General features: G+C 64.4%; 24 protein-coding genes. 13 read left to right on the plus strand and 11 right to left on the minus strand.

Features of this window, described 5'->3' with window-relative positions; genetic code table 11:
• Positions 1–118: 118 nt before the first annotated feature.
• Complete coding sequence (locus J2X62_RS20845) at positions 119–895, minus strand: DUF1206 domain-containing protein (protein WP_222088472.1); 777 nt, start codon at positions 893–895, stop codon at positions 119–121.
• A 264-nt stretch (positions 896–1,159) separates the two neighbouring features.
• Between J2X62_RS20845 and J2X62_RS20850 the strand changes: the two genes are divergently transcribed.
• The 6 genes from J2X62_RS20850 (at position 1,160) to J2X62_RS20875 (ending at position 6,190) form a co-directional block, all read left to right on the plus strand.
• Positions 1,160–1,297: a hypothetical protein gene (locus J2X62_RS20850; RefSeq protein ID WP_155288428.1), complete on the plus strand. Its 138-nt coding sequence runs from the start codon at positions 1,160–1,162 to the stop codon at positions 1,295–1,297.
• 97 nt (positions 1,298–1,394) lie between these two features.
• Complete coding sequence (locus J2X62_RS20855; RefSeq protein WP_032386146.1) at positions 1,395–3,050, plus strand: FAD-dependent oxidoreductase; 1,656 nt, start codon at positions 1,395–1,397, stop codon at positions 3,048–3,050.
• On the plus strand, positions 3,047–4,480 hold the full coding sequence (locus tag J2X62_RS20860; RefSeq protein ID WP_032390652.1) for an ATP-binding protein: 1,434 nt from the start codon (positions 3,047–3,049) through the stop codon (positions 4,478–4,480). Before J2X62_RS20855 ends, J2X62_RS20860 begins: the two co-directional genes overlap by 4 nt.
• Complete coding sequence (locus J2X62_RS20865; protein WP_032390651.1) at positions 4,477–4,821, plus strand: UBP-type zinc finger domain-containing protein; 345 nt, start codon at positions 4,477–4,479, stop codon at positions 4,819–4,821. Before J2X62_RS20860 ends, J2X62_RS20865 begins: the two co-directional genes overlap by 4 nt.
• Positions 4,822–4,901: 80 nt before the next feature.
• A complete protein-coding gene (locus J2X62_RS20870) occupies positions 4,902–5,579 on the plus strand; it encodes a GPP34 family phosphoprotein (RefSeq protein ID WP_032390650.1) in 678 nt (225 codons plus the stop codon).
• Between the two features lie 8 nt (positions 5,580–5,587).
• Positions 5,588–6,190: a DJ-1/PfpI family protein gene (locus J2X62_RS20875; protein WP_027498452.1), complete on the plus strand. Its 603-nt coding sequence runs from the start codon at positions 5,588–5,590 to the stop codon at positions 6,188–6,190.
• Here the strand turns inward: J2X62_RS20875 and J2X62_RS20880 are convergent.
• Complete coding sequence (locus J2X62_RS20880; RefSeq protein ID WP_032365408.1) at positions 6,170–6,517, minus strand: DoxX family protein; 348 nt, start codon at positions 6,515–6,517, stop codon at positions 6,170–6,172. The genes J2X62_RS20875 and J2X62_RS20880 overlap by 21 nt on opposite strands.
• 79 nt (positions 6,518–6,596) lie before the next feature.
• Here J2X62_RS20880 and J2X62_RS20885 point away from each other — a divergent pair, with 79 nt between their 5' ends.
• The gene (locus J2X62_RS20885) at positions 6,597–6,926 is read left to right on the plus strand and encodes a helix-turn-helix domain-containing protein (protein ID WP_032365146.1); all 330 of its coding nucleotides are present in this window, start codon (positions 6,597–6,599) and stop codon (positions 6,924–6,926) included.
• A gap of 50 nt (positions 6,927–6,976) precedes the next feature.
• Here J2X62_RS20885 and J2X62_RS20890 read toward each other — a convergent pair whose 3' ends face one another.
• On the minus strand, positions 6,977–8,842 hold the full coding sequence (locus tag J2X62_RS20890; RefSeq protein ID WP_032365147.1) for a BCCT family transporter: 1,866 nt from the start codon (positions 8,840–8,842) through the stop codon (positions 6,977–6,979).
• Positions 8,843–9,131: 289 nt separating this feature from the next.
• Here J2X62_RS20890 and J2X62_RS20895 point away from each other — a divergent pair, with 289 nt between their 5' ends.
• Entirely contained in the window at positions 9,132–10,049 is a 918-nt protein-coding gene (locus tag J2X62_RS20895) for a serine/threonine-protein kinase (RefSeq protein ID WP_032390649.1), read from the plus strand.
• Positions 10,050–10,114: 65 nt separating this feature from the next.
• Here J2X62_RS20895 and J2X62_RS20900 read toward each other — a convergent pair whose 3' ends face one another.
• A complete protein-coding gene (locus J2X62_RS20900) occupies positions 10,115–11,596 on the minus strand; it encodes an amino acid permease (protein WP_027498447.1) in 1,482 nt (493 codons plus the stop codon).
• A 406-nt stretch (positions 11,597–12,002) separates the two neighbouring features.
• Here J2X62_RS20900 and groL point away from each other — a divergent pair, with 406 nt between their 5' ends.
• Positions 12,003–13,628 (plus strand): chaperonin GroEL, encoded by a 1,626-nt coding sequence (gene groL / locus J2X62_RS20905; RefSeq protein WP_008713461.1) that lies wholly within the window; start codon positions 12,003–12,005, stop codon positions 13,626–13,628.
• Between the two features lie 66 nt (positions 13,629–13,694).
• On the opposite strand, the gene J2X62_RS20910 is transcribed toward groL, so the two are convergent.
• Positions 13,695–14,048, minus strand: coding sequence for a VOC family protein (locus J2X62_RS20910; protein WP_027498446.1), 354 nt, complete (start codon positions 14,046–14,048; stop codon positions 13,695–13,697).
• A gap of 92 nt (positions 14,049–14,140) precedes the next feature.
• On the opposite strand from J2X62_RS20910, the gene J2X62_RS20915 reads away from it, so the two are divergent.
• Both J2X62_RS20915 and J2X62_RS20920 read left to right on the plus strand, forming a co-directional pair.
• On the plus strand, positions 14,141–14,929 hold the full coding sequence (locus J2X62_RS20915; RefSeq protein ID WP_310183113.1) for an RsiV family protein: 789 nt from the start codon (positions 14,141–14,143) through the stop codon (positions 14,927–14,929).
• A gap of 30 nt (positions 14,930–14,959) precedes the next feature.
• On the plus strand, positions 14,960–15,862 hold the full coding sequence (locus J2X62_RS20920; RefSeq protein ID WP_310183115.1) for an alpha/beta hydrolase: 903 nt from the start codon (positions 14,960–14,962) through the stop codon (positions 15,860–15,862).
• On the opposite strand, the gene J2X62_RS20925 is transcribed toward J2X62_RS20920, so the two are convergent.
• The 4 genes from J2X62_RS20925 to J2X62_RS20940 are packed head-to-tail and all read right to left on the minus strand — an operon-like array spanning position 15,859 to position 19,084.
• Positions 15,859–16,182, minus strand: a complete 324-nt coding sequence (locus J2X62_RS20925) for a putative quinol monooxygenase (RefSeq protein WP_032365151.1) — start codon at positions 16,180–16,182, stop codon at positions 15,859–15,861. The genes J2X62_RS20920 and J2X62_RS20925 overlap by 4 nt on opposite strands.
• 46 nt (positions 16,183–16,228) lie before the next feature.
• Positions 16,229–17,254, minus strand: a complete 1,026-nt coding sequence (locus tag J2X62_RS20930; RefSeq protein ID WP_027498442.1) for an NAD(P)-dependent alcohol dehydrogenase — start codon at positions 17,252–17,254, stop codon at positions 16,229–16,231.
• Positions 17,255–17,259: 5 nt separating this feature from the next.
• On the minus strand, positions 17,260–18,039 hold the full coding sequence (locus J2X62_RS20935) for an iron-sulfur cluster assembly protein (RefSeq protein WP_310183118.1): 780 nt from the start codon (positions 18,037–18,039) through the stop codon (positions 17,260–17,262).
• A 1-nt stretch (position 18,040) separates the two neighbouring features.
• Positions 18,041–19,084 carry an amidohydrolase family protein gene (locus J2X62_RS20940; protein ID WP_094622774.1) on the minus strand — a complete coding sequence of 348 codons (1,044 nt, stop codon included), beginning with the start codon at positions 19,082–19,084 and terminating at the stop codon, positions 18,041–18,043.
• A gap of 150 nt (positions 19,085–19,234) precedes the next feature.
• On the opposite strand from J2X62_RS20940, the gene J2X62_RS20945 reads away from it, so the two are divergent.
• The gene (locus J2X62_RS20945) at positions 19,235–20,701 is read left to right on the plus strand and encodes a helix-turn-helix domain-containing protein (protein ID WP_051365423.1); all 1,467 of its coding nucleotides are present in this window, start codon (positions 19,235–19,237) and stop codon (positions 20,699–20,701) included.
• A gap of 72 nt (positions 20,702–20,773) precedes the next feature.
• Positions 20,774–21,721 (plus strand): non-homologous end-joining DNA ligase, encoded by a 948-nt coding sequence (gene ligD / locus J2X62_RS20950; protein ID WP_094692607.1) that lies wholly within the window; start codon positions 20,774–20,776, stop codon positions 21,719–21,721.
• Between the two features lie 68 nt (positions 21,722–21,789).
• Here ligD and argG read toward each other — a convergent pair whose 3' ends face one another.
• Positions 21,790–23,205 (minus strand): argininosuccinate synthase, encoded by a 1,416-nt coding sequence (gene argG / locus J2X62_RS20955; RefSeq protein ID WP_230073350.1) that lies wholly within the window; start codon positions 23,203–23,205, stop codon positions 21,790–21,792.
• 22 nt (positions 23,206–23,227) lie between these two features.
• Entirely contained in the window at positions 23,228–23,932 is a 705-nt protein-coding gene (locus J2X62_RS20960; RefSeq protein ID WP_310183124.1) for a FadR/GntR family transcriptional regulator, read from the minus strand.
• Between the last annotated feature and the right edge of the window lie 87 nt (positions 23,933–24,019).

Raw genomic sequence — 24,019 nt, forward strand, 5'->3', positions numbered from 1 at the left:
ATAATCCGCTGCCTCAAACGAGCCGTCGCCCGCGAAATGTTCCAACTTCTCACCCAGAAAACTGCCACTTGACACTCATAGGAGCATCACATGCGAGCGAAGCGAGCTCCACTCCCGCTCACATGCGAGCGAAGCGAGCTAGGACGAATGCATACAGGCCGTACAACGCGATTCCCACGCCGGCGAGGATCAACAGAACCTGCCCGTACGGCTGGGCTCCCAGGGTCTTGACGGCACCGTCGATTCCGGTGGCCTTGGATGGATCGGACTGCAGTACCGCTACGACGACGAGGATTCCGGCCCCCACGAGCGCCGTGCCCTTGGCCGCGTATCCGGCGATGCCGAGTTTGACGACCGCTCCGCTCTGGCTGCCTTCGAGGTCGTCGAGGAAATTCTTCGAGACGCCCTTGTAGACGTGGTATCCGCCGACGCCGATGACGATCAGGGCGATGACGATCAATACGAGCTTGCCGCCACCGGATTCCATCAATCGCGCCGAGTAGCCGGCGTTCTGTTGTCCGCTGGACTTACCGGATCCGGTCGCGAAACCGTAGGTGGAGAATGCGAAGGCAATGTAGACGACGGCCAGCGCTGCCGCCTTGAGTCGATCCATCGCGCTGCCCTCGTCGGAATCGGACTTCTTGCCGACGATGGCCTCGACGATGCGCCACAGGGCCAGTGCCACGAACGCGACGACGGCAACCCACAGTGCGATCTTGCCGCCGGGCTTCTCGGCCAGTTCGGCGAGTGCTCCGGACTGGTCGGCGTTACCGCCCTGACCGAACGCCAATCGGATGGCGATGTACCCGATCAGGACGTGCAGCACTCCGCTGACGAAGTGGCCGGCCCGGGCCGCCTTCTCGAATGCACCGTTGTCCTGAACCGAATTGGCCAGTGATTTTCCTGTAGCCGATTTTCCTGTTCCCGAATGTCCCGACGTGGATTTTCCCGACGTGTTCACGAACGTTCCCCGATCAGTTGATGTGGGCCGATGTTTACCCCACGTAGAGCGGGGAGAAACGGTCTTTCGGCGCGAAACGCCGTACGAGATCCCAGCCCGGCGTTAACGCCGGGCGGACACTGATCGATGTAGCAAGCGGAGTGTCGGGACCAACGAAGAAATTGTTCGGAGTGATCCACCGTGAAATTACAGTCGATAATGCGTCGTACCAGCAGTGATCTGCCCCTGTTGAAGACCGCCAGGATGAGCGGCAGTCCGCGTACCTGGCCTGCCGAGAAGCTCGAGCGGCTGCTCACCCCGCAGGAGATCGATCTGATCAGGCGCGGCCGAATCTGACCCTGCTGTTCCCAGGCTCGACGCCGTCACTTACCTCCCATAGGGGGTCCGGTGGTGGCATGCTCATGAGGTTGACGAGCACCAGTCCTGGAGGGTCATGAAACCGGTCATTCTCAGCGTCGACGACGATCCCGGAGTATCGCGTTCGGTCGCCCGCGACCTGCGCCGCCGGTACGGCGAGCAGTACCGCATCGTGCGCGCGGAATCCGGTGCCGGGGCGCTCGATGCGCTCAAGGAACTGACGTTGCGCGGCACTCCGGTCGCGATTCTGTTGGCCGACTACCGCATGCCGAACATGAGCGGCATGGAATTTCTCGAACAGGCCATGGATCTGTTCCCGACGGCGCGGCGAATCCTGCTCACCGCCTATGCCGACACCGACGCTGCGATCGACGCCATCAACGTCATCGATCTCGACTACTACCTGCTCAAGCCGTGGGATCCACCCGAGGAAAAGCTCTACCCCGTCCTCGACGCTCAGCTCGAAGCCTGGTGCGCGTACGACCACCGGGCCGTGGAGGACACCAAGATCGTCGGCCACCGCTGGTCTGCGCGGTCCTCGGAGATCAGGGAGTTTCTCGCCCGCAATCAACTGCCGTACCGCTGGTACATGTCCGACGAATCGGAGGGTGCGCGGCTGTTGGCCGCGGCCGGAGTGGCCGACGACCGCCTCCCGGTGGTCATCACCACCGAAGGTGACGCGCTGATCGAGCCGTCCGATGCCGAACTCGGCAACCGTCTGGGGCTGACGGTCTCACCGTCGGAAGAGTTCTACGACCTGGTTGTCATCGGCGGCGGCCCGGCCGGACTCGGCGCTGCGCTCTACGGCGCGTCCGAGGGCCTGCGCACCACGTTGATCGAGCGCACTGCGACCGGCGGGCAGGCCGGGCAGAGTTCACGCATCGAGAACTACCTCGGCTTTCCCGACGGCGTCTCGGGCGCACAACTCGCGGAGCGGGCTCGTCGGCAGGCGCTGAAGTTCGGTGCAGAGGTGGTCACCACGCAGGACGTCGTGGCCCTGGAGACCAACGGCGCTGCGCGGACCGTGCGGTTCGCCGACGGCCGCAGCATCAGTGCCCAGACGATCATCCTGTCCACCGGCGTCGCCTACCGCCGGTTGGAGGCCCCCGGAATCGACGACTTCACCGGCCGCGGGGTGTTCTACGGGTCGGCGATGACCGAGGCAGCTCGCTGCGCCGAACAGGACGTCTTCATCGTCGGCGGCGCGAACTCGGCAGGCCAGGCGGCGGTCTATCTCTCGCGGGGCGCGAGGTCGGTGACGATCCTGATCCGTGCGGCGTCCCTCGAGGCATCGATGTCGTACTACCTCATCAAGCAGATCGAGGAGAACCCGAAGATCAGCGTTCGGCCGTGTACCGAGGTCGTCGGCGTCTCCGGTGACGGGCACCTGGAGCAGATCACGCTGCACAACAGGGCAACCGACGAGACGACGACGGTGGACGCGCAGTACCTGTTCCTGTTCATCGGCGCGGCACCGCGGACCGATTGGCTCGACGGCGTGCTCGTGCGTGACGATCACGGATTCGTGGTGACGGGCCCCGATCTGGTGGTCGACGGCCGTGGTCCTGCCGGGTGGACACCCGCGCGGTTGCCGCATCACCTCGAGACGAGCGTGCCGGGAGTGTTCGCGGCCGGTGACGTCCGGTCGGACTCGGCCAAGCGGGTTGCCTCGGCAGTGGGAGAAGGAGCGATGGCCGTGATGTTGGTGCACAGATACCTGGCAAATCCGTGAACGCGCCCCTGTGCGATCCGGAGGAGTTGCGGACGCTGTTCTTGTTCGAGCAGCTCACCGACGCACAGCTCGCCGAGCTGTGTCGAGACGGCCGTATCGAAACGATCGAGCCGGGGCCGGTGTACGCGGAGGGCGACCCAGCGACGTGCTTCTACGTGTTGATCGAGGGCTCGGTGGTGCTCTCGAAGCTGTCGGGCGGGGAAGACCTGGTGGTCAATCGCACCTCGCAGCGCGGGGTGTATGCCGGTGCGTGGCAAGCGTATCTGGGCGATCGAGTACCGCAGACCTACCAGGGTTCGATGCGGGTGACCGCGCAGTCCCGGTTCTTCGTCCTCGATGCCGACTGCTTCGCCTCGATCGTGCGCGAGTGGTTCCCGATGGCCCTCCATCTGCTCGAGGGATTGTTCTTCGGTAACCAGAACACCAAGCAGGTCGTCGAGCAGCGAGAACGCTTGTTGGCGTTGGGCTCTCTGTCGGCCGGGTTGACGCACGAGCTGAACAATCCGGCCGCGGCCGCGGTGCGGGCGACGTCCGCGTTGCGAAATCGGGTGGCGCACATGCGGCAGAAATTGGCAATGATTGCCGGCGGGACTCTCGATCGCTCGAGCTTGTCGCATCTGGTCGGACTGCAGAACGAGGCCGTGGAGTTGGTGGCCAAGGCTCCGAAGCTCACCGCAATGGAAGCGTCGGACCGGGAGGACGAGCTCGGAGAGTGGTTCGACGACAACGGAATCGACGGGGGATGGGATCTGGCCCCCACTTTCGTCTCGGCGGGTCTCGACGTGCCGTGGCTGGATCGGGTGTCGGCGACGGTGGGGGATCCGGCCATGCTCGAAGGGGCGATCAGGTGGCTCAACTACACGGTGGAAACCGAGTTGTTGATGAACGAGATCTCGGATTCGACCACTCGGATCTCCACTCTGGTCGGCGCGGCCAAGCAGTACTCGCAAATGGACCGCGCGCCATACCAGACGGTGGATGTTCGAGAACTGCTCGACAGCACGCTGATCATGTTGGGGCGCAAGATCGGTGACGATATCCGCGTGGTGAAGGAATACGACCCGTCGGTACCTCCCATTCCCGCGTATGCCGCCGAGCTCAATCAGGTATGGACCAATCTGATCGACAATGCGGTGCAGGCCATGGAGGGCCGCGGCACGCTCACCGTTCGCACACTTCTCGACGACGATCAGGTGCAGATCGAGGTGTGCGATACCGGACCCGGTGTGCCGGAAGACATTCGGTCGCGAATATTCGAGCCGTTCTTCACCACCAAGGCCGTCGGTGAGGGCACGGGGCTCGGTCTGGACATCTCGTGGCGGATCGTGGTGAAGAAACATCAGGGCGATCTGCGAGTGGTGTCCCAGCCGGGGGACACCCGATTCATCGTGCGGCTGCCCGTTCATCCAGCAATCGAGGAGGCATCATGACAATCGACGGTATCGATCCGACAGTCTCGCCGTCCGGCCCGGGCTGCGTGGAGTGCACGCAGACGCAGGGGTGGTGGGTGCATCTGCGGCGGTGTGCGCAGTGCGGGCACATCGGGTGCTGTGATTCGTCTCCGTCGCAGCACGCCAGCAAGCATGCCGAATCCACTCGGCACCAGTTCGTGCGCAGCTTCGAGCCCGGCGAGGACTGGTTCTACAACTACGAGGACGAGCAGATGTACGACGGGCCCGAACTTGCTCCGCCGCAACATCATCCGCTCGACCAGACGGTTCCGGGCCCTCGTGAACGGGTGCCCTCGAATTGGCAGAGTCTGATCAACTGAATGGGCGGGGCCGACTGAACAGTCGATTTCGCGCGGATGAACACCGCAAATCGAGTGCGCACTGTGGGTAATCTCGCAGCATGACCTTGATTGCGGAGGACCTGCTGCTGTTGTTGCTCGACGACGAATCGGGCAAGCCATCGGCCGATTCCACCAAGTTGCCCCGTGTTCTCGCGGGTGCGCTGGTCGTCGAGCTCGCCCTGGGCGGGTCGCTCCGCATCACCGGTCCCGGTGAGCAGACCACGAAGGACCACGTCGTCGTCGCGGGAGATCCGCCCGCGGACCCGTTGCTGCGCCGGGTGTTCGATCTGGTAGCAACGGCGTCGCGGTCGATGAAGCCGCAGAAGGTGATCGAGAAGTCGCAGAAGAATCTGGCGAAGGAACTGGCTGCGCGTCTGGTCGCGCAGGGCTTCGTCACCGAGAAGCAGGACAAGGTCTGGGGGCTTTTCCCGACGACGACGTGGCCGGCTCGCGACACCTCTCGGGAGAAGGTGCTGCGGGATGCACTGCGGAGTGCTCTCGTCGACGGCACGACGCCGACGCCGCACTCGGCTGCTCTGATCTCACTGATCTCGGCAGTCGATCTGACGCACAAGGTCATCGTCGATGCCGACAAGAAGGTGCTGAAGACGAGGGCCAAGCAGATCGCCGAGGGTGAGTGGGCGGGTGCAGCTGTCCGCAAAGCGGTCTCGGACGTCAATGCCGCGGTGACGGCAGCGATCATGGTGCCCGTCATCGTTTCGACCACGAGCAGCTGAGGGCGAAAATGAGAAGTATTGCGATTCTGTTGTTCGACGACGTCGAGGTGCTCGATGCCTGCGGGCCGTTCGAGGTGTTCTCGGTGGCCAATCGGGTGGCCCAACGTGCCGGTAGCGCGGTGCCTTTCGACGTGACGCTCGTCGGGCTCGACGACGCAGCGGTACGCGCGCGAGGTGGGATGAGAATCGGCGTCGACACCACGATCGACGATCCACGGACCTATGACCTCGTCCTGGTTCCCGGCGGTGTCGTCGACGCGGTCGAAGCGGACGGCCGAGTGCTTCAGTGGCTGCAGCGACTTCGACCCACCGCAGAAGTTGTCGCATCGGTGTGCACCGGTGCTTTCGTTCTCGCCGCGGCGGGCCTGCTCGATTCGCGTCCGGTCACCACGCACTGGGAGGACCTCGACCTGTTGCGCACGCGCTGGCCCGCGCTGGCCGTGCACGAGGGAGTTCGATACATCGACCACGGTGATCTGGCGACGTCGGCCGGTATCAGTGCAGGCCTGGACCTTGCGCTGCATCTGGTCGCGCGGTGGACGAGCGCCGATCAGGCTCTCGCCACCGCGGGCCAGATGGACTACGACTGGTCAGGCGCTGAGCACCCGTAGGACCAGGGCGACGACGGCGAACACGGCCAGGCCTGCCGCCGGACCGAATTCCTTGTCCTTGATGCGCAGGTGCGCGACGACTGCTCCGACGAAGTACGCGATGACGCCGATGGCTGCCGCGACTCCTATCGGCCATGCGAACAGGCCGACGAGCAGGCCGATGGCACCGAGGATCTCCGCGTAGGCCAACCACGGAATCTTGTCTGCGGGCACGCCCACCTGTTCGAGCATCGGGACGACGGAGGGGTTGCGCGTCAGCTTTCCGACGGCGGAGAACGTGAGTGCCACGGCCAGCAGCACCGACACGACGACTGTTGCGATGAACATGAGCCCTGCTTTCATTTCTGAGGCCACTAGTGAATCAGAAGTGGCAAGGCAGACAGTAGCACTTCGGTACGGTGGGGTCATGGCCGCGAACGAACCCACTCACGAACCTCGTGCCTGCGACGGAGCCCTGACCAAAGCGTTCGGCTTCCTCGGCAAGCGATGGAACGGAATTCTGCTGGCCACCCTGATGAACGGGTCGATGGGATTCGCGGACCTACGCCGGGCCGTCGGTGGTATCAGCGATTCGGTCCTGTCCGAGCGGCTCGGTGAGCTCGGCAAGGCCGGCCTGGTCCAGCGAACAGTGGACAACGGACCGCCGCTCTCGGTGCAGTACAGCCTGACGCCGTCCGGTGCGGCGCTGCTGCCGTCCCTGCAAGCACTGACCGACTGGGCTTCGAAAAACCTCTGACCCCCGCGAACAATGTCGCGAGGGCCAGAGATCGGTGGTTGAGAAGGTGCTCAGTCCGCGTTCTTGCTGACGTTCTGGCCTTCGGCCGAATCTGCGAACTCCTGGGTGTCGAACACTTCGCCGCCCAGGGGATCGACCGGTGCGTTGTCACCGGAGTACTCGACCGCACCCGTCTCGGGGTGAATCTCGAGTTGTTCGGTGGGCACCTCGTGCACCGCCAGCACGACGCTGCCGTCCGTGCGCGGCGGCGTCACCCCTTCTCGAGACGGTGCCAGGCCGGAGAATGTCGACGAAATTCCGGCACTCACTCGCTTGCGAACCGCCGGTGACACCGGTGCTGCCTGAGGCTCGTCCTGCCCCACATCGGGTGTCGCGGTGACGCGCAAGTACCGCGGGGTGGTGGCGACGTCGTAGCGGAAGGCCTTGAGCATCGATATGCATGCGAGCACAAGGATGATCGAGAACGGTACTGCCGTGGCTATCGACATCGTCTGCAGGGCCGTCAACGATCCTGTCCCGCCGATCAGGAGCAGCACCGTTGCTGCCACGCCTTCGAGAATCGACCAGTACACGCGGGTGATCTTCGGGGGCTCGAGGTCACCGCCGGTGGAGAGGATGTCGATGACCAACGAGCCGGAATCGGAGGAGGTCACGAAGAAGAACACGATGACGAAGATCGCCAGCACGCTACTGATCGTAGCCAACGGCAACGTGTCGAGCAGCTGAAACAGACTCGTGTTGGTGTCGACGGCACCGTCGACCAGCAGGTCACCGTTGTCCCGCTGACGCAGAATGCCGGCATCACCGAAGATCGTGAACCATAGCGAACCGATGATGGTCGGTGCCAGCAGCACTCCGAACACGAATTCGCGGATGGTACGGCCGCGTGAGATGCGGGCGATGAACATGCCGACGAACGGTGCCCAGCTCATCCACCAGCCCCAGTAGAAGATGGTCCAGGCACCGGCCCAGCCATCGTCGGAGAAGGGCGACGTGCGCAGCATCAACTCGGGCAACGCCTGGACGTAGCCGCCGAGGTTCTGCACCCAGGACTGCATGAGGAACAGGCTCGGTCCAGCGATCAGAACGAAGACGGCCAGCGCCGCGGCCATTCCCATGTTGATGTTCGAGAGCCATTTGAGCCCTCGTGAGACGCCGGATACGACAGAGAACGTGGCGAGGCCGGTGACGCCGGCGATGATGAGGACCGTCACCCAGTTGTTGGTGTCGACCCAACCCAGGTACTCGAGACCGGCCGAAATCTGCTGCACACCGAATCCGAGCGAGGTGGCCACACCGAACAACGTGCCGATGATGGCGACGGAGTCGATCGCATGGCCGATGCCGCCCTCGATGCGCTTGCGTCCCAGCAGCGGCTCGAGCAACCAGCGCACGGACAGTGGGCGTCCTTTGCGGTACGTCATGTAGGCCAGCCCGAGTCCGACCACGACGTAGATCGCCCAGGCGTGCAGACCCCAGTGGAACAGGGTCAGCTCCATCGCCTGACGGGCGGCCGGGTCGGTGCTGCCGGGAATGCCCCCGGCTTCGGGTGGCGTGACGTAGTGCGAGAGAGGTTCGGCGACGCCGTAGAACACCAGGCCGATACCCATGCCGGCGCTGAAGAGCATCGCGAACCAGGACAGGACGCCGAACTCCGGCTTCTCGTCGTCGCGGCCCAGGCGAATGTTGCCGACCCTACTGAGGCCGCAGTACAGCGCGAACACCACAAAACCGGTGGTGGCCAGGATGTACCACCAGCCGACGCCACTGGTGATGGCGTTGTTGAGCTTGTCGAACGCGTCGGCGGCAGTGCCGGCATAGATCACCGAGAAGGTGATCATCACAAAAATGACGATAGATGCGGGGACGAAAACCGGCTTGAGCAGGCCGCCCCACGCTTCCTTTACTGCTTTCACTTACTTGACTTCCTTACAACTCGAGTCGAGGTGATCGGCTGACCACTATCGGTATGCCGTTCTTTTTCCCTTGTTTTGGTCAAGTACCGGTAATCACCATAAACGACGTCGGCGCGGGCGGCGAAACGTGACCGAGCCGGTGAGCTGGGGAGACAGGCCCGCGTCGAAAGTCTGCCGAGTCGCCGCGAGCACCCGAACGGACTACAGTTCTGTCGATGTTGCGGTCTCGCCCGGTCGTCCCCTTGTGGAGTCGATGTGCCGCGAGTAGCACTGCTGCACAGGAGATTCTGTGAATCCCGGCCAGCTGCAGCCGGGTGCGGAGTTCGCCGGCTTCCGGGTGCAGCGTCGCCTCGGGGTCGGCGGCATGAGTGAGGTGTACCTCGTACTCGGCCGCGGACACGATCGGCTCGAAGCTCTGAAGATCCTCGACCGCGACGCCTCGCGCTCGCCGCGACTGCGCACCAAATTTCGGACCGAGGCCACGGTGGCCGAGCTGCTGGTGCATCCGAACATCGTGTCGGTGCACGAACACGGTGAGTTCGAGGGCCAGTTGTGGATGTCGATGCACTACGTCGACGGGTACAGCGCGGCGCGGTTGGTCGCTCGCGGTCAGATCGCTCTCGACGTCTCCCGCGTGGCACGCATCGTCGCCGAGGTGGCCAAGGGCCTCGACTACGCCCACTCGAACGGCGTCCTGCACCGCGACGTCAAGCCGTCGAACATCCTCATCTCCACCGAGCGGGTGGACGGGTACGAGCAGGTGTTGTTGTCCGACTGGGGAATTGCGCGTCTGGTCGACGACTCGACGCCGCTGGTCGTCGGCGGAACTGTACTGGCGTCCATCCACTACGCGGCACCGGAACTGCTTCGCGGGGGAGTGCTGAGCGCGCAGACCGACGTCTACGCATTGGGGGCGACGCTGGTCGAATTGCTGACCGGGCGAACGCCGTACCCGTTGGCCACGCCGCTCGCGATCACGGCCGCCCATCTGTCGGCCGAACCGCCTGCGGTGACGAGGCGTCGGCGATCACTGCCGCGGGGTCTCGACGCGGTGGTCGCACGCGCGTTGGCCAAGGACCCGGCAGATCGATTCCAGACCTGCGTGGAGCTTGCCGATGCCGTGGCTGCTGCTGTTTCTGCCGGAGTGCCGGAGCCGCCGGCGCGACGCTCACCGTTCACCCGCTCGCGATGGCTCAGGTTTTCGTGACTCCATGAGCAGGGCCCCGCATCGGGTCGATGCGGGGCCCTGGCTCGAGAGGGGGTTGGGAAGGGTCACTCCTCCGGTTCGGTCGGACGGTTGGCCACCACCGGGTACTGGCCGGTGTAGCCCATTCGTTCTTCGGCCACCGAGAGCACCTTGGTGCGCACCAGGAACCAGCCGCCGATCAGTGCGGGGATGATGACGACGAGGGTCGCGATGGTCCACGAGCCGATCGGGGCATCGAAGGCCATCAGGACCAGCACGCCGAACAGGAAGACCAGCGTCGCGTAGCTCGTGTACGGCGCACCGAACAGACGGAACTTGGGCCGCTTCAGGATGCCCTTCTTGGACCAGCGGTACAGCTGGATCTGGCACAGCACGATGGTTGCCCAGCTGGCGATGATGCCCAGTGCGGACATGTTCAGCACGATCTCGAACGCTTCGCCCGGGGCGATGGCGTTGAGGGCGACACCGAACAGTGTGATGAAGCAGGTCAGCAGAATGCCGCCGAACGGTACTCCGCCCTTGGTCATCTTCTTGGTGAATTCCGGTGCGCTGCCGTTCATCGCCATCGACCGCAGAATTCGGCCGGTCGAGTAGAGACCGGCGTTGAGGCTGGACAGCGCCGCGGTGAGCACCACGATGTTCATGATGGTGCCCGCGCCGCCGAGGCCGATGCTCGAGAAGAACGTCACGAACGGCGAGGTACCGGCCTGATATGCGGTGTACGGCAACAGTAGTGCGAGCAGTACCAGCGAGCCGACGTAGAACAGTGCGATACGGGCGATGACCGAGTTGATCGCCCGCGGCATGATCTTCTCCGGGTTCTCGGTCTCGCCGGCCGCGGTCCCCACCAGTTCCACTGCGGCATAAGCGAACACGACACCCGAGATGACGATGACCAGGGGCCACGCGCCGGACGGGAACAGGCCGCCGTTGTCGGTGATCAAGCTGATTCCGGGCATCTCGGAACCGACGGGGATGCGGCCGGCCAAGAAGACGATGCCGACGATCAAGAAGGTCACCAGCGCGATGACCTTGATCATGGCCGCCCAGAACTCCATTTCACCGAACCACTTGACCGACACCAGGTTCAGGCTCATCACCAGAACCAGTGCGACCAGCGCGATGGCCCACTGCGGAATCACCTCGAAACTTCCCCAGTAATGCATGTAGGTCGCGATGGCCGTGACGTCGACGATGGCCGTCATCGCCCAGTTGAGGAAGTACATCCACCCGGCGACGAATGCGGCCTTCTCGCCGAAGAACTCGCGAGCGTACGAGACGAAGCTGCCCGACGACGGGCGGTGCAACACCAATTCGCCGAGGGCGCGGAGAATGAAGAAGACGAAAATTCCACAGAGGGCGTAGGCGAGGAACAGGCCAGGCCCGGCACTGGCGAGGCGTCCGCCTGCGCCGAGGAAAAGGCCGGTGCCGATTGCGCCACCGATCGCGATCATCTGCAACTGTCGAGGTTTGAGGCCCTTGTGGTAGCCCTCTTCCTCGTGGTCCATCGCCGAGTTGTCGTACGACGTGTCGACCGTATCGGACATATTCGATCCTCACTGTCGCTTTTGCGGGGGTTTGTCCGAATTTTTCGGGTGTCGAAACCGTTGTCGCTCAACGGTATTAGCGTCACGGGTCCGATGCACAGTATTCGGATGTTAACAATGCGTACAGGTGTGAACAGTGTGTGACGGATACCGGCTCGGCCGAGCATCTGCTCGGCACCTGCGTCCCGCGGTGGCGTCGAGCATGGGGGGTGCGGCGGTTCGCCGGCGGCGGACGACCTTGCACTCACCATGGGCGAGTGCTAGAAATGCAGTTGGCACTCTCGACACGTGAGTGCCAGGTCGGGACACGGTGAGGCCGGGGAATCAACGACACCCCTGGTCGTCCGTCGCGGGCACCGAGCTCGGCCAGCAATGTGTCACCCCCAATCCGGAGGATCACTTCGCAATGGCCAAGATCATCGCGTTCGACGAAGAGGCACGCCGTGGCCTCGAGCGAGGCCTCAATGCCCTCGCCGACGCAGTAAAGGTGACGTTGGGCCCCAAGGGTCGCAACGTCGTACTCGAGAAGAAGTGGGGAGCTCCCACGATCACCAACGATGGTGTTTCCATCGCCAAGGAGATCGAGCTCGAAGATCCCTACGAGAAGATCGGTGCCGAGCTCGTCAAGGAGGTCGCCAAGAAGACCGACGACGTCGCAGGCGACGGCACCACCACCGCTACCGTTCTCGCTCAGGCACTCGTCCGTGAAGGCCTGCGCAACGTCGCAGCCGGCGCGAACCCGCTCGGCCTCAAGCGCGGCATCGAGAAGGCTGTTGCAGCCGTCACCGAGTCGCTGCTCGCGTCCGCCAAGGAGATCGACACCAAGGAGCAGATCGCTGCTACCGCTGGCATCTCCGCAGGCGACCCGTCCATCGGCGAGCTCATCGCCGAGGCAATGGACAAGGTCGGCAAGGAAGGCGTCATCACGGTCGAGGAGTCCAACACCTTCGGCCTGCAGCTCGAGCTCACCGAGGGCATGCGCTTCGACAAGGGCTACATCTCGGCGTACTTCGCCACCGATGCAGAGCGTCAGGAAGCCGTCCTCGAAGACGCGTACATCCTGCTCGTCAGCTCCAAGATCAGCACCGTCAAGGACCTGCTGCCGCTGCTGGAGAAGGTCATCCAGTCCGGCAAGCCGCTCGTCATCATCGCCGAGGACGTCGAGGGCGAAGCTCTCTCCACCCTCGTGGTGAACAAGATCCGTGGCACCTTCAAGTCCGTCGCCGTCAAGGCTCCCGGATTCGGTGACCGTCGCAAGGCGCAGCTCGCCGACATCGCCATCCTCACGGGCGGCGAGGTCATCAGCGAAGAGGTCGGCCTCTCCCTGGAGACCGCCGGACTCGAGCTGCTCGGACAGGCACGCAAGGTCGTCATCACCAAGGACGAGACCACCATCGTCGAAGGCTCGGGAGATTCCGACGCCATCGCCGGTCGCGTCAACCAGATCCGCGCCGAGATCGAGAACTCCGATTCCGACTACGACCGCGAGAAGCTGCAGGAGCGCCTGGCCAAGCTGGCCGGTGGCGTTGCAGTCATCAAGGCCGGAGCGGCAACCGAGGTCGAGCTCAAGGAGCGCAAGCACCGCATCGAAGATGCCGTGCGTAACGCCAAGGCAGCCGTCGAAGAAGGCATCGTCGCCGGTGGCGGCGTGGCACTGCTCCAGGCAGCGCCCGCACTCGACAACCTCAAGCTCGACGGTGACGAGGCAACCGGCGTGAACATCGTTCGCGTCGCACTGTCCGCCCCGCTCAAGCAGATCGCATTCAACGCAGGCCTCGAGCCCGGCGTCGTTGCGGACAAGGTCTCCAACCTGCCAGCAGGTCACGGCCTCAACGCCGCGACCAACGAGTACGAGGACCTGCTCGCTGCAGGCATCAACGACCCGGTCAAGGTCACCCGCTCGGCACTGCAGAACGCAGCGTCCATCGCGGCTCTGTTCCTCACCACCGAGGCCGTCGTCGCCGACAAGCCCGAAAAGGCCGGAGCGCCCGCTGGCGATCCGACCGGTGGCATGGGCGGCATGGACTTCTGAGTCCAGCCCCTCGCTGAAAAAGCCCGACTCCCTTTCGAGGGGGTCGGGCTTTTTCGTGTGCTGTAGTCAGTCCCGGTGATACGCGATGTTGACGACGTTGCCGTCGGGAGCGCGAACGAAGAAGCGGCGCACACCCCACGGCTCGGTCGTCAATGGGTGCACGATCTCGTAGCCCAGTTTCTGCGCTTCGGCGTACGCGCCATCGACATCGTCGGTGTGCACCGACATCACCGAATCCTCGGGTGCGCTCCGATCGCTCGTCACCAGCTGAACGCTGACCGGGCGGTCGGGTGACGACAGCCGCGCGACCCACCCCATATCGAACTCCTCGGATTTCAGACCGAGGAACTCGGTGTAGAACGATTTGGCCTCGTCGACGTCCGGAACCCGCAGGTTGGTGATGATGCTCATTGTTTTCATCGAACTCCCTTTCCGAACGTGGGCCGGTCGGAGACCCGGGAGGTTCGACGCTAGCAGCGGAGTTGTCGGCTGTTCGGTGGTTAGTGTGGGGCATGACGCGAATCCGCTCGATGACGGTCGCACTCGCTCTGGCAGCGGCCCTCGCAGGCTGCTCCACCTCGGGAACTGCCACGCCGGCGTCGGCACCGACCACAACCGATGTCACCGCCACCACCGAGCGCGCCGAGCCGACGTCTACAACGCCAACCACTACCTCGAGTGCCGCCGAGCCGTACGTCGTCGGCAGCACCCGAGTCACCGGATCTACGGAGCGTGCGACCTACGACGTCGCAATTCCACAGCTCAGTGGTGGAAACGCTGCCGTGACGGCGGAGTTCAACGAGTCGATGCGCGCCGCGCTCCAGGATCAGATCGACCGCGAGTACGGGAACGACTTCGCCCTCAGCGACGGCTACTCGACGGGTACGACCTACGTCGGGAGGCGCGTGATCAGTGCCGAACAGATCACCGATTGGATCGCCGTACCGCCCGGAGCGCACGGTAATTCACTGCTTGCGACCGTGACGATCGACGCCGACACCGCACAGCCGATCTCCCTCGACGATGCCTTCACCGATCTCGACACAGGCCTGGCCCGGCTGTCCGAACGAGCAGCGGAGATTCTTCCGACCACCCGGGCAGGCGACAGTTTCGAGCGCTCGGGCATCGAGCCGACGGTGGCCAACTTCGCGAACTGGACGGCATCGCCGGAGGGAATGAACATTCACTTCGGGGACTATCAGGTGGGTTCCTACGGCATCGGCCTCATCACCATCACCGTCCCGTGGTCCGACCTCTCGGACGTCCTCGCTCCCGGCATGCAGGACGTGCTGAGCAGCTGACCTTCGGCGCGACAATGCGAACATGGACCGATGATGATTCGCGCAGGGGTGCTGGATGTGTCGTTCGACCGCTTCGGTGATCCGGCGGGCCGCTCGGTGGTGCTGTTGCACGGATTTCCCTACGACACCAGGTCCTACGACGACGTTGCCAGGCTGCTCGCCGAATCCGGCTACGACGTGGTGGTGCCCTACCTGCGCGGCTTCGGACCGACTCGCTTCGTCGACGCCGACACGATGCGCTCGGGTGAACAGGCTGCGATCGGCCACGACCTTCGTGAGCTGATCGTCGCGCTGGCACTGGACCGACCGATCGTCGCCGGCTACGACTGGGGTGGGCGAGCAGCGTGCGTCGTCGCCGCGCTGTGGCCGGAGCTGGTGTCGGGCCTGGTGAGTGTCTCCGGATATCTGGTCCAGGACATCGCTGCCGCTGTGTCCACGCCGGTGCCGCCGCACCTCGAGAAGCGGTACTGGTATCAGTACTACCTGCACTCCGAGCGCGGCAGGGCCGGGCTCGCGGCCTACCGCGCCGAGATCGCGCAGACACTGTGGACGGATTGGTCGCCGACATGGCGGTTCGGGGACTCCGAATTCGCGGCCACCGCGCCCTCGTTCGACAACCCCGATTTCGTGGATGTGTCCGTGCATTCCTATCGGCACCGATACGGAATCGAGGCGGGCGACGTCGCTTACGCCGCGACGCAGGAGTTGCTGACACGGCAACCGGCGATCACGGTGCCCACGGTCGTGATCGATCCGACCGAGGACACCGTCGCCTCGCTGTACGGCCGCCCGGACCACGCGGCGCACTTCACCGACCTGATCGATGTTCGTCAGGTCGAGTGCGGCCACAACCCGCCCCAGGAGTTGCCCGGGCAATTCGCCGACGCCGTCATGACCCTCGGTCAGGTGATCCGGGATCGCGAAAGGAACTAGTCGACCGCGAGTTCGCCCAGTTCGTTCCAATCGGTGCCGTCGACTTCCTGGCTGATGATCTTCGGCGTCTCCACCAGGTACGGCGGAAGATCCTTCTGGGCCTGCTTGAAGTGATCCGAATTCACATGGGCGGCACCGGCATCCGGGTCCTTGAACGCCTCCACGAGGACGTACTCGGTGGGGTCGTCCAGGGTGCGGGACCAGAAGTACCAGAGGCATCCTTCCTCGGCCTGGCAGGCTTCGGTGAAGTCGCGTGAGATCTCGGGCCAGTTGTCGGCGTGCTCGGGCTTGACCTTGAACTTGGCGGTGATGAAGATCAACGTTGCTCCTCGTAGTTGGAATGGTGCTGGTGGGTACTACCCGATTTCAGGGTACGAGAATCGCGCGGCCGCGAACTCGTCCGTTGTCGAGGTCGTCGATGGCGCTCTGGAAGTCGTCCAGTGCGTACGTCTGCGTGTGCAGGTTGACGGCACCGCGGGCGGCGAGTGACATCAGATCGCACAGGTCGTTGTAGGACCCGACGAGATTGCCGACGATGTTCTTCTCCGCCGACACCAGGTCGATGGTCGGCACGTCGACGTTCTCTCCGTACCCGATGACGTGATAGTCGCCGGCCCGCCTCGTCATGGCCAATCCCTCTGCCGTGGAACCGTTCTCACCGACGAAGTCGAGTACCACCTCGGCTCCGAAGCCGCCGGTGAGTTCCATGACCTGATCGACCTGACTGCCGTCGGCGACCACCGCGTGATCGGCCCCCAAGGTGAGCGCGAGTTTCACGGCGTCGGCATTGCGGTCGATGACGATCAGCTCGGCGGGCGACAGTGCTTCGAGTACCTGAATGCCGATGTGGCCGAGGCCGCCTGCTCCGATGACGACGCACTTGTCGCGGGGAGTCAGACGCCGGGCCGCCTTCGCGGCCGCGTGATATGCCGTCAGGCCGGCATCGGCAAGTGCAGCGACTGCGGACGGTTCGAGTGAATCATCGATCTTGACGACGGTTCGCGCATTGGTCCGTAGGTAATCGGCGTATCCACCGTTGGTGTCGATACCCGGGAAATCGCTCGTCTCGCAGTGGACGTCGTCGCCCGAGCGGCACGCCCGGCACAACCCGCACGTGACGAGTGGATGCAGAATCACCTTGTCGCCCTCGCGGACGTTGGTGACGGCCGAGCCGACGGCGTGGACCCACCCGGCGTTCTCGTGGCCGATCGTGTAAGGCAGTGTGACGCCGGACTTCTCGGCCCACTGGCCTTCGAGAATGTGCAGATCGGTACGGCAGACGCCGGCACCGCCGATCCTGACGATGACGTCGAGTGGGCCCTGTACTTCCGGAATCGGTACCTCGGTCATCTCCAGATTCTTGTGATATCCGACGACCTGGACGGCGCGCATCGAACTCATGAAACATGCTCCTGTGTAGTGCGGAGGGGGACAGTGAGAGTGGTGAGAGGAACGAACGCGCCCTCTTCGCGAGGGACTTGCTGTTCCTCTGCGCCGGGGTAGCGGGTCTGCAGCAATCCGCGGCAGAAGTGCGCATTACCGTCGATCGAAACGCGGGTGGCGCGGGCGCGTCGCATCACCATCGTGAGGTCGCCGGTGTGTGGACGACCCGCATGATCGACCAGTGCCGGTGCGGCCGGATTGGTCCGCAGGCCGAGAGCCTCGCGTCGGCGAAGCAGCGCGGTCGTCGTGCGGTTGTCCGGTAGGTCTGCGAGAACCACTGCGGCCAGGTCGTTCTCGGTCGAGTCGGGATTGGCGCGCAACCACGCCATGAGCGACCGTTCCATCGCCGCCACATAGGCCTTGCGACGGAACGTCGCTCGTAGTTCCTCGAGATCCTCCTCGGCCTCGTGTCCGAAGGTGCCGCGGTAGCCGGCGTCGGCGGCGAGGCCGGCATTGATCTTGTCCGAGTCGTGGTGATCGTCGAGTTCGACGAGAACGTGCTCGGTCCACGGCAACGCCGTCAGCACGTCCTTGGAGTCTCCCGCCATCAGATACGCGAAATTCGGTGAGCAGAACGACGTGGGCAGTCGAAGATGAACGTGCACTGTGCCCTCGTCGACTTCGAGGGATCGCACGAACCCGAGATCGGTGATCGGCTCGTCCAATTCGGGATCCAGGACGACTCCGAGGGCGGTGTACGCCTCGTCCTTCCTGGTGGTCACAGCAGTCGTCACGTCACACCGCCGCAAGGTCGGCGCGTTCGGGCTGACGCGGTCCGGTCTCGGTTTCGTCGGCGTCGGGCAGCTGCAGCTCGGCGGGCACCGGGATGTCGTAGAGCTTTGCGGCGTTCAAGCCCAGGACCTTTTTCTTCTGCTCGAGTGTGATCGGTGCGTATTCGTCGAGGGACTCGTGGATCTGGAAATCGACGAATCCTTCGACCAACCACTTGGGCGTCCACAGTGCGTAATCGGAGGAGAAGAAGATGCGGTCCTCGCCGAGCCAGTACAGCAGCTCGCCCATGATCTGACCGAAGTACTTCGGCCGCGTGTGCATGAACGGGATGGCGACCGCGAGGCCGGCATACACGTTGGGCTCCTGGGTGGCGATCCAGCAGAAGTCCTCCAGGCGCGGCAGTCCGCAGTGTTCGACGACGAAGTTCAGATCGGTGAAGTCGGTGGCCACGTGGTCGACGTCTGCGACGTCGAACGCATCGCGATCGAGCGGACGGATGGTGGGTCCCTTGTGCACGTGGATGTTCTTGATGCCGACCTCGCGGCACACGTCGAGGTAACGCCGGGTCCAGTCGTCGTCGAGCTTGTAACCGCGAGAATCGCCGTGCCAGTCGGCCGTGTAGAGCTTGACGCCCTTGAGCCCGAAGCGTTCTGCGTCGGCACGCAGTTGGTCCAGGCCACGCTCGCCGTTGCGTGGGTCGAAGTGATGGTTGTAGGTCAGCTTGTCCGGGTGAGCTGCAGCGAGCGCCGATGCCTCGTCGGTCTGGCCGAACCCGCGGTGATAGAACTCGCCCAGGTGAGCGGGCTGGAAGATGGCGTGGTCGACGTATCCGATCTCGAACAGGTCGCGCATCAACCGATCGCCGCCCTGGTAGAGGTACTCGTCATAGGTCCACAGCTCGCTCTCGGGGGAGAGGTTGCGGTGGTAGTCGTAGAAGCAGTCGATGAACTGCTTGCCGTGGATGTTGCGTTGGTTCTCCTGCCGCGCATCCCAGAGCGCGACGTGGGCGTCCACGATGAAGTAGTTCTCGCCGTTCTTGCTGTACATGGCTGACCTCCAGAGACTGTGCGTGACGTCTGTCACAAGCGATCTGTGGATGACGGTAGGCGCGGCGAAGGCTCGACGAAGTAGCGCGATGTCTCAATTCGAGACGCTGGTTTCGGATCCATGGCGACCAGCGAATGTAACCTGAATCACATGGCAGATCCCGAGGGTCTCGTACGAGCCCGCTTGCACTCGGAGCCCCTCGCTGCCGTGTCGCATCGGTTGCTCGCATCGTGGCACCGAAGCCAGGAATTCGGAGTGCCACTCGAAGACGTCGTACCAGCATTTTCGGGCACCTACGACGGCGAATCACTGTTCTACCGATGTGGGCGTGAGGTGCTCGACGGACTGCGCGACACGTTGGCGAACGAGCCGGTGTCGATGATGTTGACCGACGCCGACGGTCTGGTGCTCGATCGAGTGAGCGCGGACCGTGAGCTGTTGGCAGCGCTCGACCGTGTGCATCTGGCCCCCGGCTTCTCGTACGGCGAGAACCAGGCGGGCACCAACGGCCTCGCCCTCGCGCTCGCCGATCGAATTCCGGCAGTGGTGCGCGCCTCCGAGCATTACTCGCTCTCGCTCACCGGATACACCTGCGCCGCGGCACCGGTGCTGAACCCGATGACGGGCACCGTGGAGGGCTGCGTCAACCTCACCACGTGGTCGGAGTCGTCGACGGATCTGCTGCTGGCCCTTGCTCAGTCGGCGGCAGGGAACACCGCGGCGATGATGCTCGCGCGAGCGCAGGGACAGCACGCGCGTCCGGCACCACGTGGGACGGTCTTCCGCGTCGAAGCGTCGTCGGGTCGGCCGGGTGCGGGCAGCGTCCCGACGCTGTCGACGCGGTGGAATCAGGCTCTCGCGTCCTCCGAAACAGCTCTCAGCCAACATGATTCGGTCCTGCTGGTGGGAGAACCGGGAACCGGACGTGCCACGATTCTGGCCCGAGCGCTGCGTACCATCCGCCCACGGGGTCGAATTCTGAGTGCCGGAGTTCCGGCGGCGCGCGACGTCGACGCCTGGCTGGATCTGTGGACGCCCGAGCTGCCCAAACCCGACACCGCAGTCATCGTCCGCGACGTGGACCGGCTTCCGGCGCGAGGGGCAGACGCGTTGGCGGAACTGATCTCTCGTGTCGGTGACGGCGTGCCCGTCACCCTGACGGCCTCCGATTACGACGCTGTTCCCGCTGCCCTGGCGCAATTGGTGCGTTCGGTCGTCGAGGTCCCGCCGCTGCGCGATCGGCCCGAGGACATCGCTCCGCTCGCTCGGCATCTGGCATTGCGGGCGCGTGGACGCGAGGTCAGCCTGACCGGAGACGCCGAACGAGCCCTCGTCGGATATTCGTGGCCGGGGAACGTCACCGAGTTGGCGACGGTGATGCACGAGGCGGCGGTCCGCGCCGACGTCGTCGGCGTCAATCACTTGCCGCCCGAGGTGCTTTCGCGGACCACCCAACGTCTGACACGAATCGAGACGTTCGAGCGCGACGAGATGATTCGAGTACTCAGCCGGCCCGGCATCACGATGAATCAGGCGGGCGAGGAACTGGGAATGAGTCGAGCCACGATCTACCGCAAGCGAGACCGCTACGGCATCACGCTGCGTTCCCACACGTAGCTCCGGTGGACCTGCGAGAAAATCTCCGACTTCCGAGCGCGCGCGGCCGCGGGTACATCTAGTGTCGCTGGTATGGCATCTCCGGCAATAGAACTCGAGGTGGGCACGCGCACGGTGCGCATTTCCAACCCCGATCGGGTGTATTTCCCCGAGAGCGGTGCCACGAAGCTGGACCTGGTGAACTACTACCTGAGCGTCGGCGACGGCATCGTCCGCGCGTTGCGGGAGCGGCCGTGCATGATGCATCGCTTCCCCAAGGGCCTCGCCGGTGAAAAAGTGCACCAGAAGCGGGTGCCGCACGGAGCCCCGCCGTGGTTGGAGACCGTCGAGGTGACGTTCCCCCGCTACAACCGCACCGCGGACGAGCTGTGCGTGACCGAATTGGCGCACGTGGCGTGGGCGGTGCAGATGTCGACGGTGGAGTTCCATCCGTGGAACTCGCGCCGCGCCGACGTCGAGATGCCCGACGAATGGCGCATCGACCTCGATCCGATGCCCGACTGCCCCTTCGATCGGGTCCAACGCGTCGCCGGTGTCGTGCAGGACGTGCTCGGTGACCTCGGCGCAGTCGGCTGGCCCAAGACCTCGGGCGGTCACGGTCTGCACATCTACGTTCGCATCGACCCCGCGCACGGCTTCAAGGACTTGCGAAGGGCTGCACTGGCATTCGCGCGGGAGGTGGAGCGCCGCGCACCCGAGGACGTGACGACGACGTGGTGGCGCAAGGATCGCGACCCGTCGAAGTTGTTCGTCGATTACAACCAGAATGCCCGCGACCATACGATCGCCAGCGCGTATTCGGTGCGGGGAAACCCGAGGGCGACTGTGTCGACACCCATTTCGTGGGCCGAGGTACCCGACGTCGATCCACGCGAGTTCACGATTTTCACCGTACCGGCCAGATACGCCGAACTGGGCGACCTACATGCGGGTATCGACGACGCGGTGTTCGCAATCGACGAGCTACTCGAATGGGCGGAACGCGACGAGCATCAGGGCCTGACGGAGCCCGAGGAGTAGCCGAACTCGAAGTTATGGACGGACATCGGCAGAAATCCGTCCATAACTTCGAGTTCGGCAGCCAGAAGTCAGTCGGTGCCGGACTCGATTGCGGCGTGGTCGAGGGCTGCGGAGTCCACCGAGTTGTCGGCGCTGCTGGCGGCGATGGCGTCGGCTCCACCGGGGGCGAGTTCGCCGATCAGGTCGCCCCAGGCGGTCAGCTGATCCTGAGCGGCGTACTGCTCGAGTTTGCTGCGCGAATCTGCGATGTCGAGGTTGCGCATGGTCAACTGGCCGATGCGGTCGCCGGGGAAGAAGGCCTGCCCCTGGCTGCGTTCCATCGACAGTTTCTCGGGGTGGTAGCTGAAGTTCCTGCCCTGGGTGTCCACGATGGTGAAGTCCTGACCGCGGCGCAGGCGAACCGTCACGCTGCCGGTCACGACGTTGCCGACCCAGCGCTGCAGGCCCTCGCGCAGCATGAGTGCCTGCGGATCGAACCAGCGGCCCTCGTAGAGCAGGCGTCCGAGGCGGCGGCCCTCGTTGTGGTACGAGGCGATGGTGTCCTCGTTGTGGACGGCGTTGACGAGCCGCTCGTACGTGATGTGCAGCAGTGCCATACCCGGGGCCTCGTAGATGCCGCGACTCTTGGCCTCGATGATCCGGTTCTCGATCTGGTCGGACATGCCGAGTCCGTGGCGTCCGCCGATCGCGTTGGCTTCCATCACCAGGTCGACGGCACTGTCGAAGGACTTGCCGTTGATCCGAACGGGACGGCCACGCTCGAAGTCGACGGTGACGTCCTCGGCTGCGATCTCGACCTCGGGGTCCCAGAAGCGGACACCCATGATGGGCGAGACGATCTCGAGGGATGTGTCGAGGTATTCGAGACGCTTCGCCTCATGGGTGGCACCCCAGATGTTGGCGTCGGTGGAGTACGCCTTCTCGGCCGAATCACGGTAGGGGAGGGTGCGCTGGGTGAGCCACTGCGACATCTCGTGCCTGCCGCCGAGCTCGGCGACGAATGCCTCGTCGAGCCACGGCTTGTAGATGCGCAACTCGGGGTTGGCGAGCAGGCCGTAGCGGTAGAACCGCTCGATGTCGTTGCCCTTGTACGTCGAGCCGTCGCCCCAGATCGAGACGCCGTCCTCCTGCATCGCGCGCACGAGCAGCGTGCCGGTCACCGCGCGGCCGAGGGGAGTGGTGTTGAAGTACGTCTGCAGCGACGATCGGATGTGGAACGCGCCGCAGGTCAGTGCCGCGAGGCCTTCCTCGACCAACGGTTCGCGGCAGTCGATCAGCCGGGCCTGCTCGGCACCGTACGCAAGGCCGCGGGCGGGTACGTCGGACAGATCCGGCTCGTCGTACTGGCCGATGTCGGCGGTGTAGGCAAACGGGATCGCGCCGTGCTCGCGCATCCAGGCCACCGCTACCGAGGTGTCGAGACCACCGGAGAATGCAATGCCGATTCGTTCACCGACCGGGAGGGAGTTCAGTACCTTCGTCACGGCCAGCAGCTTAGTCGTACGGTCAGCTGGGCCGATCGGCGAGCGACTCCACTGCATCACGAACCGCATCGAGGTGCGCGGTCATGGCGCGAGCTGCTGCGTCGTACTCGCCGGATCGGATACCGGCGACGATGGCGTCGTGTTCGACGTTGGACTGCTGCTGCCGGTGGGCGACGAGGTTCAACGTTTCGGACTGCCGCGTCAAGGCGTCCCGGATGTCGACGACGATCGACTCGAACACGCGGTTTCTGCTGGCCCGCGCGATGGCGGTGTGGAACTGCGCGTCCAACAGGACCCAGGCCTCGTGGTCGTCCTCGGAACGCATCTCGTCGGCGAGGCCGGAGAGAACCGCCAACTCGTCGGCGGTACGTCGTTCGGCCGCCCACCCGGCTGCGGGTACCTCGACGTGGGGTCGGGCCTCCATGAGTTCACGGGCCTCGTAATTGCCGATGTCGAGGTCGCTACCCACTCGATCGCGGACGACGAAGGTGCCGAGGCCCGTCTTCGTTTCGGTCAGACCGAGCGCGTGGCACGAGCGCAGAGCCTCGCGGATGACGGAACGACTGACGCTGTGCCTCGCGGCCAGCGCCGCCTCGGACGGGAGCTTCTGCCCGACGGGGAGCTTTCCCGATGAGATCGCGGCACGCAGGTCGGCGAAGACTGCTTCGGCGGCGCTCATGCGGGCATTGGTGGGCGCACTGACTGCCCAGCTGTCCGACAGGTTCATGCAGTGATCCTATCCCGGGGTTGACCGACGAGGTGTTCTACGCCACACTCTACCTGTCAGACAGCCGGACAGCTGGACACCCCCTGA

Source organism: Rhodococcus sp. 3258, from assembly GCF_031456475.1.
Classification (GTDB): Bacteria; Actinomycetota; Actinomycetes; order Mycobacteriales; family Mycobacteriaceae; genus Rhodococcoides; species Rhodococcoides fascians.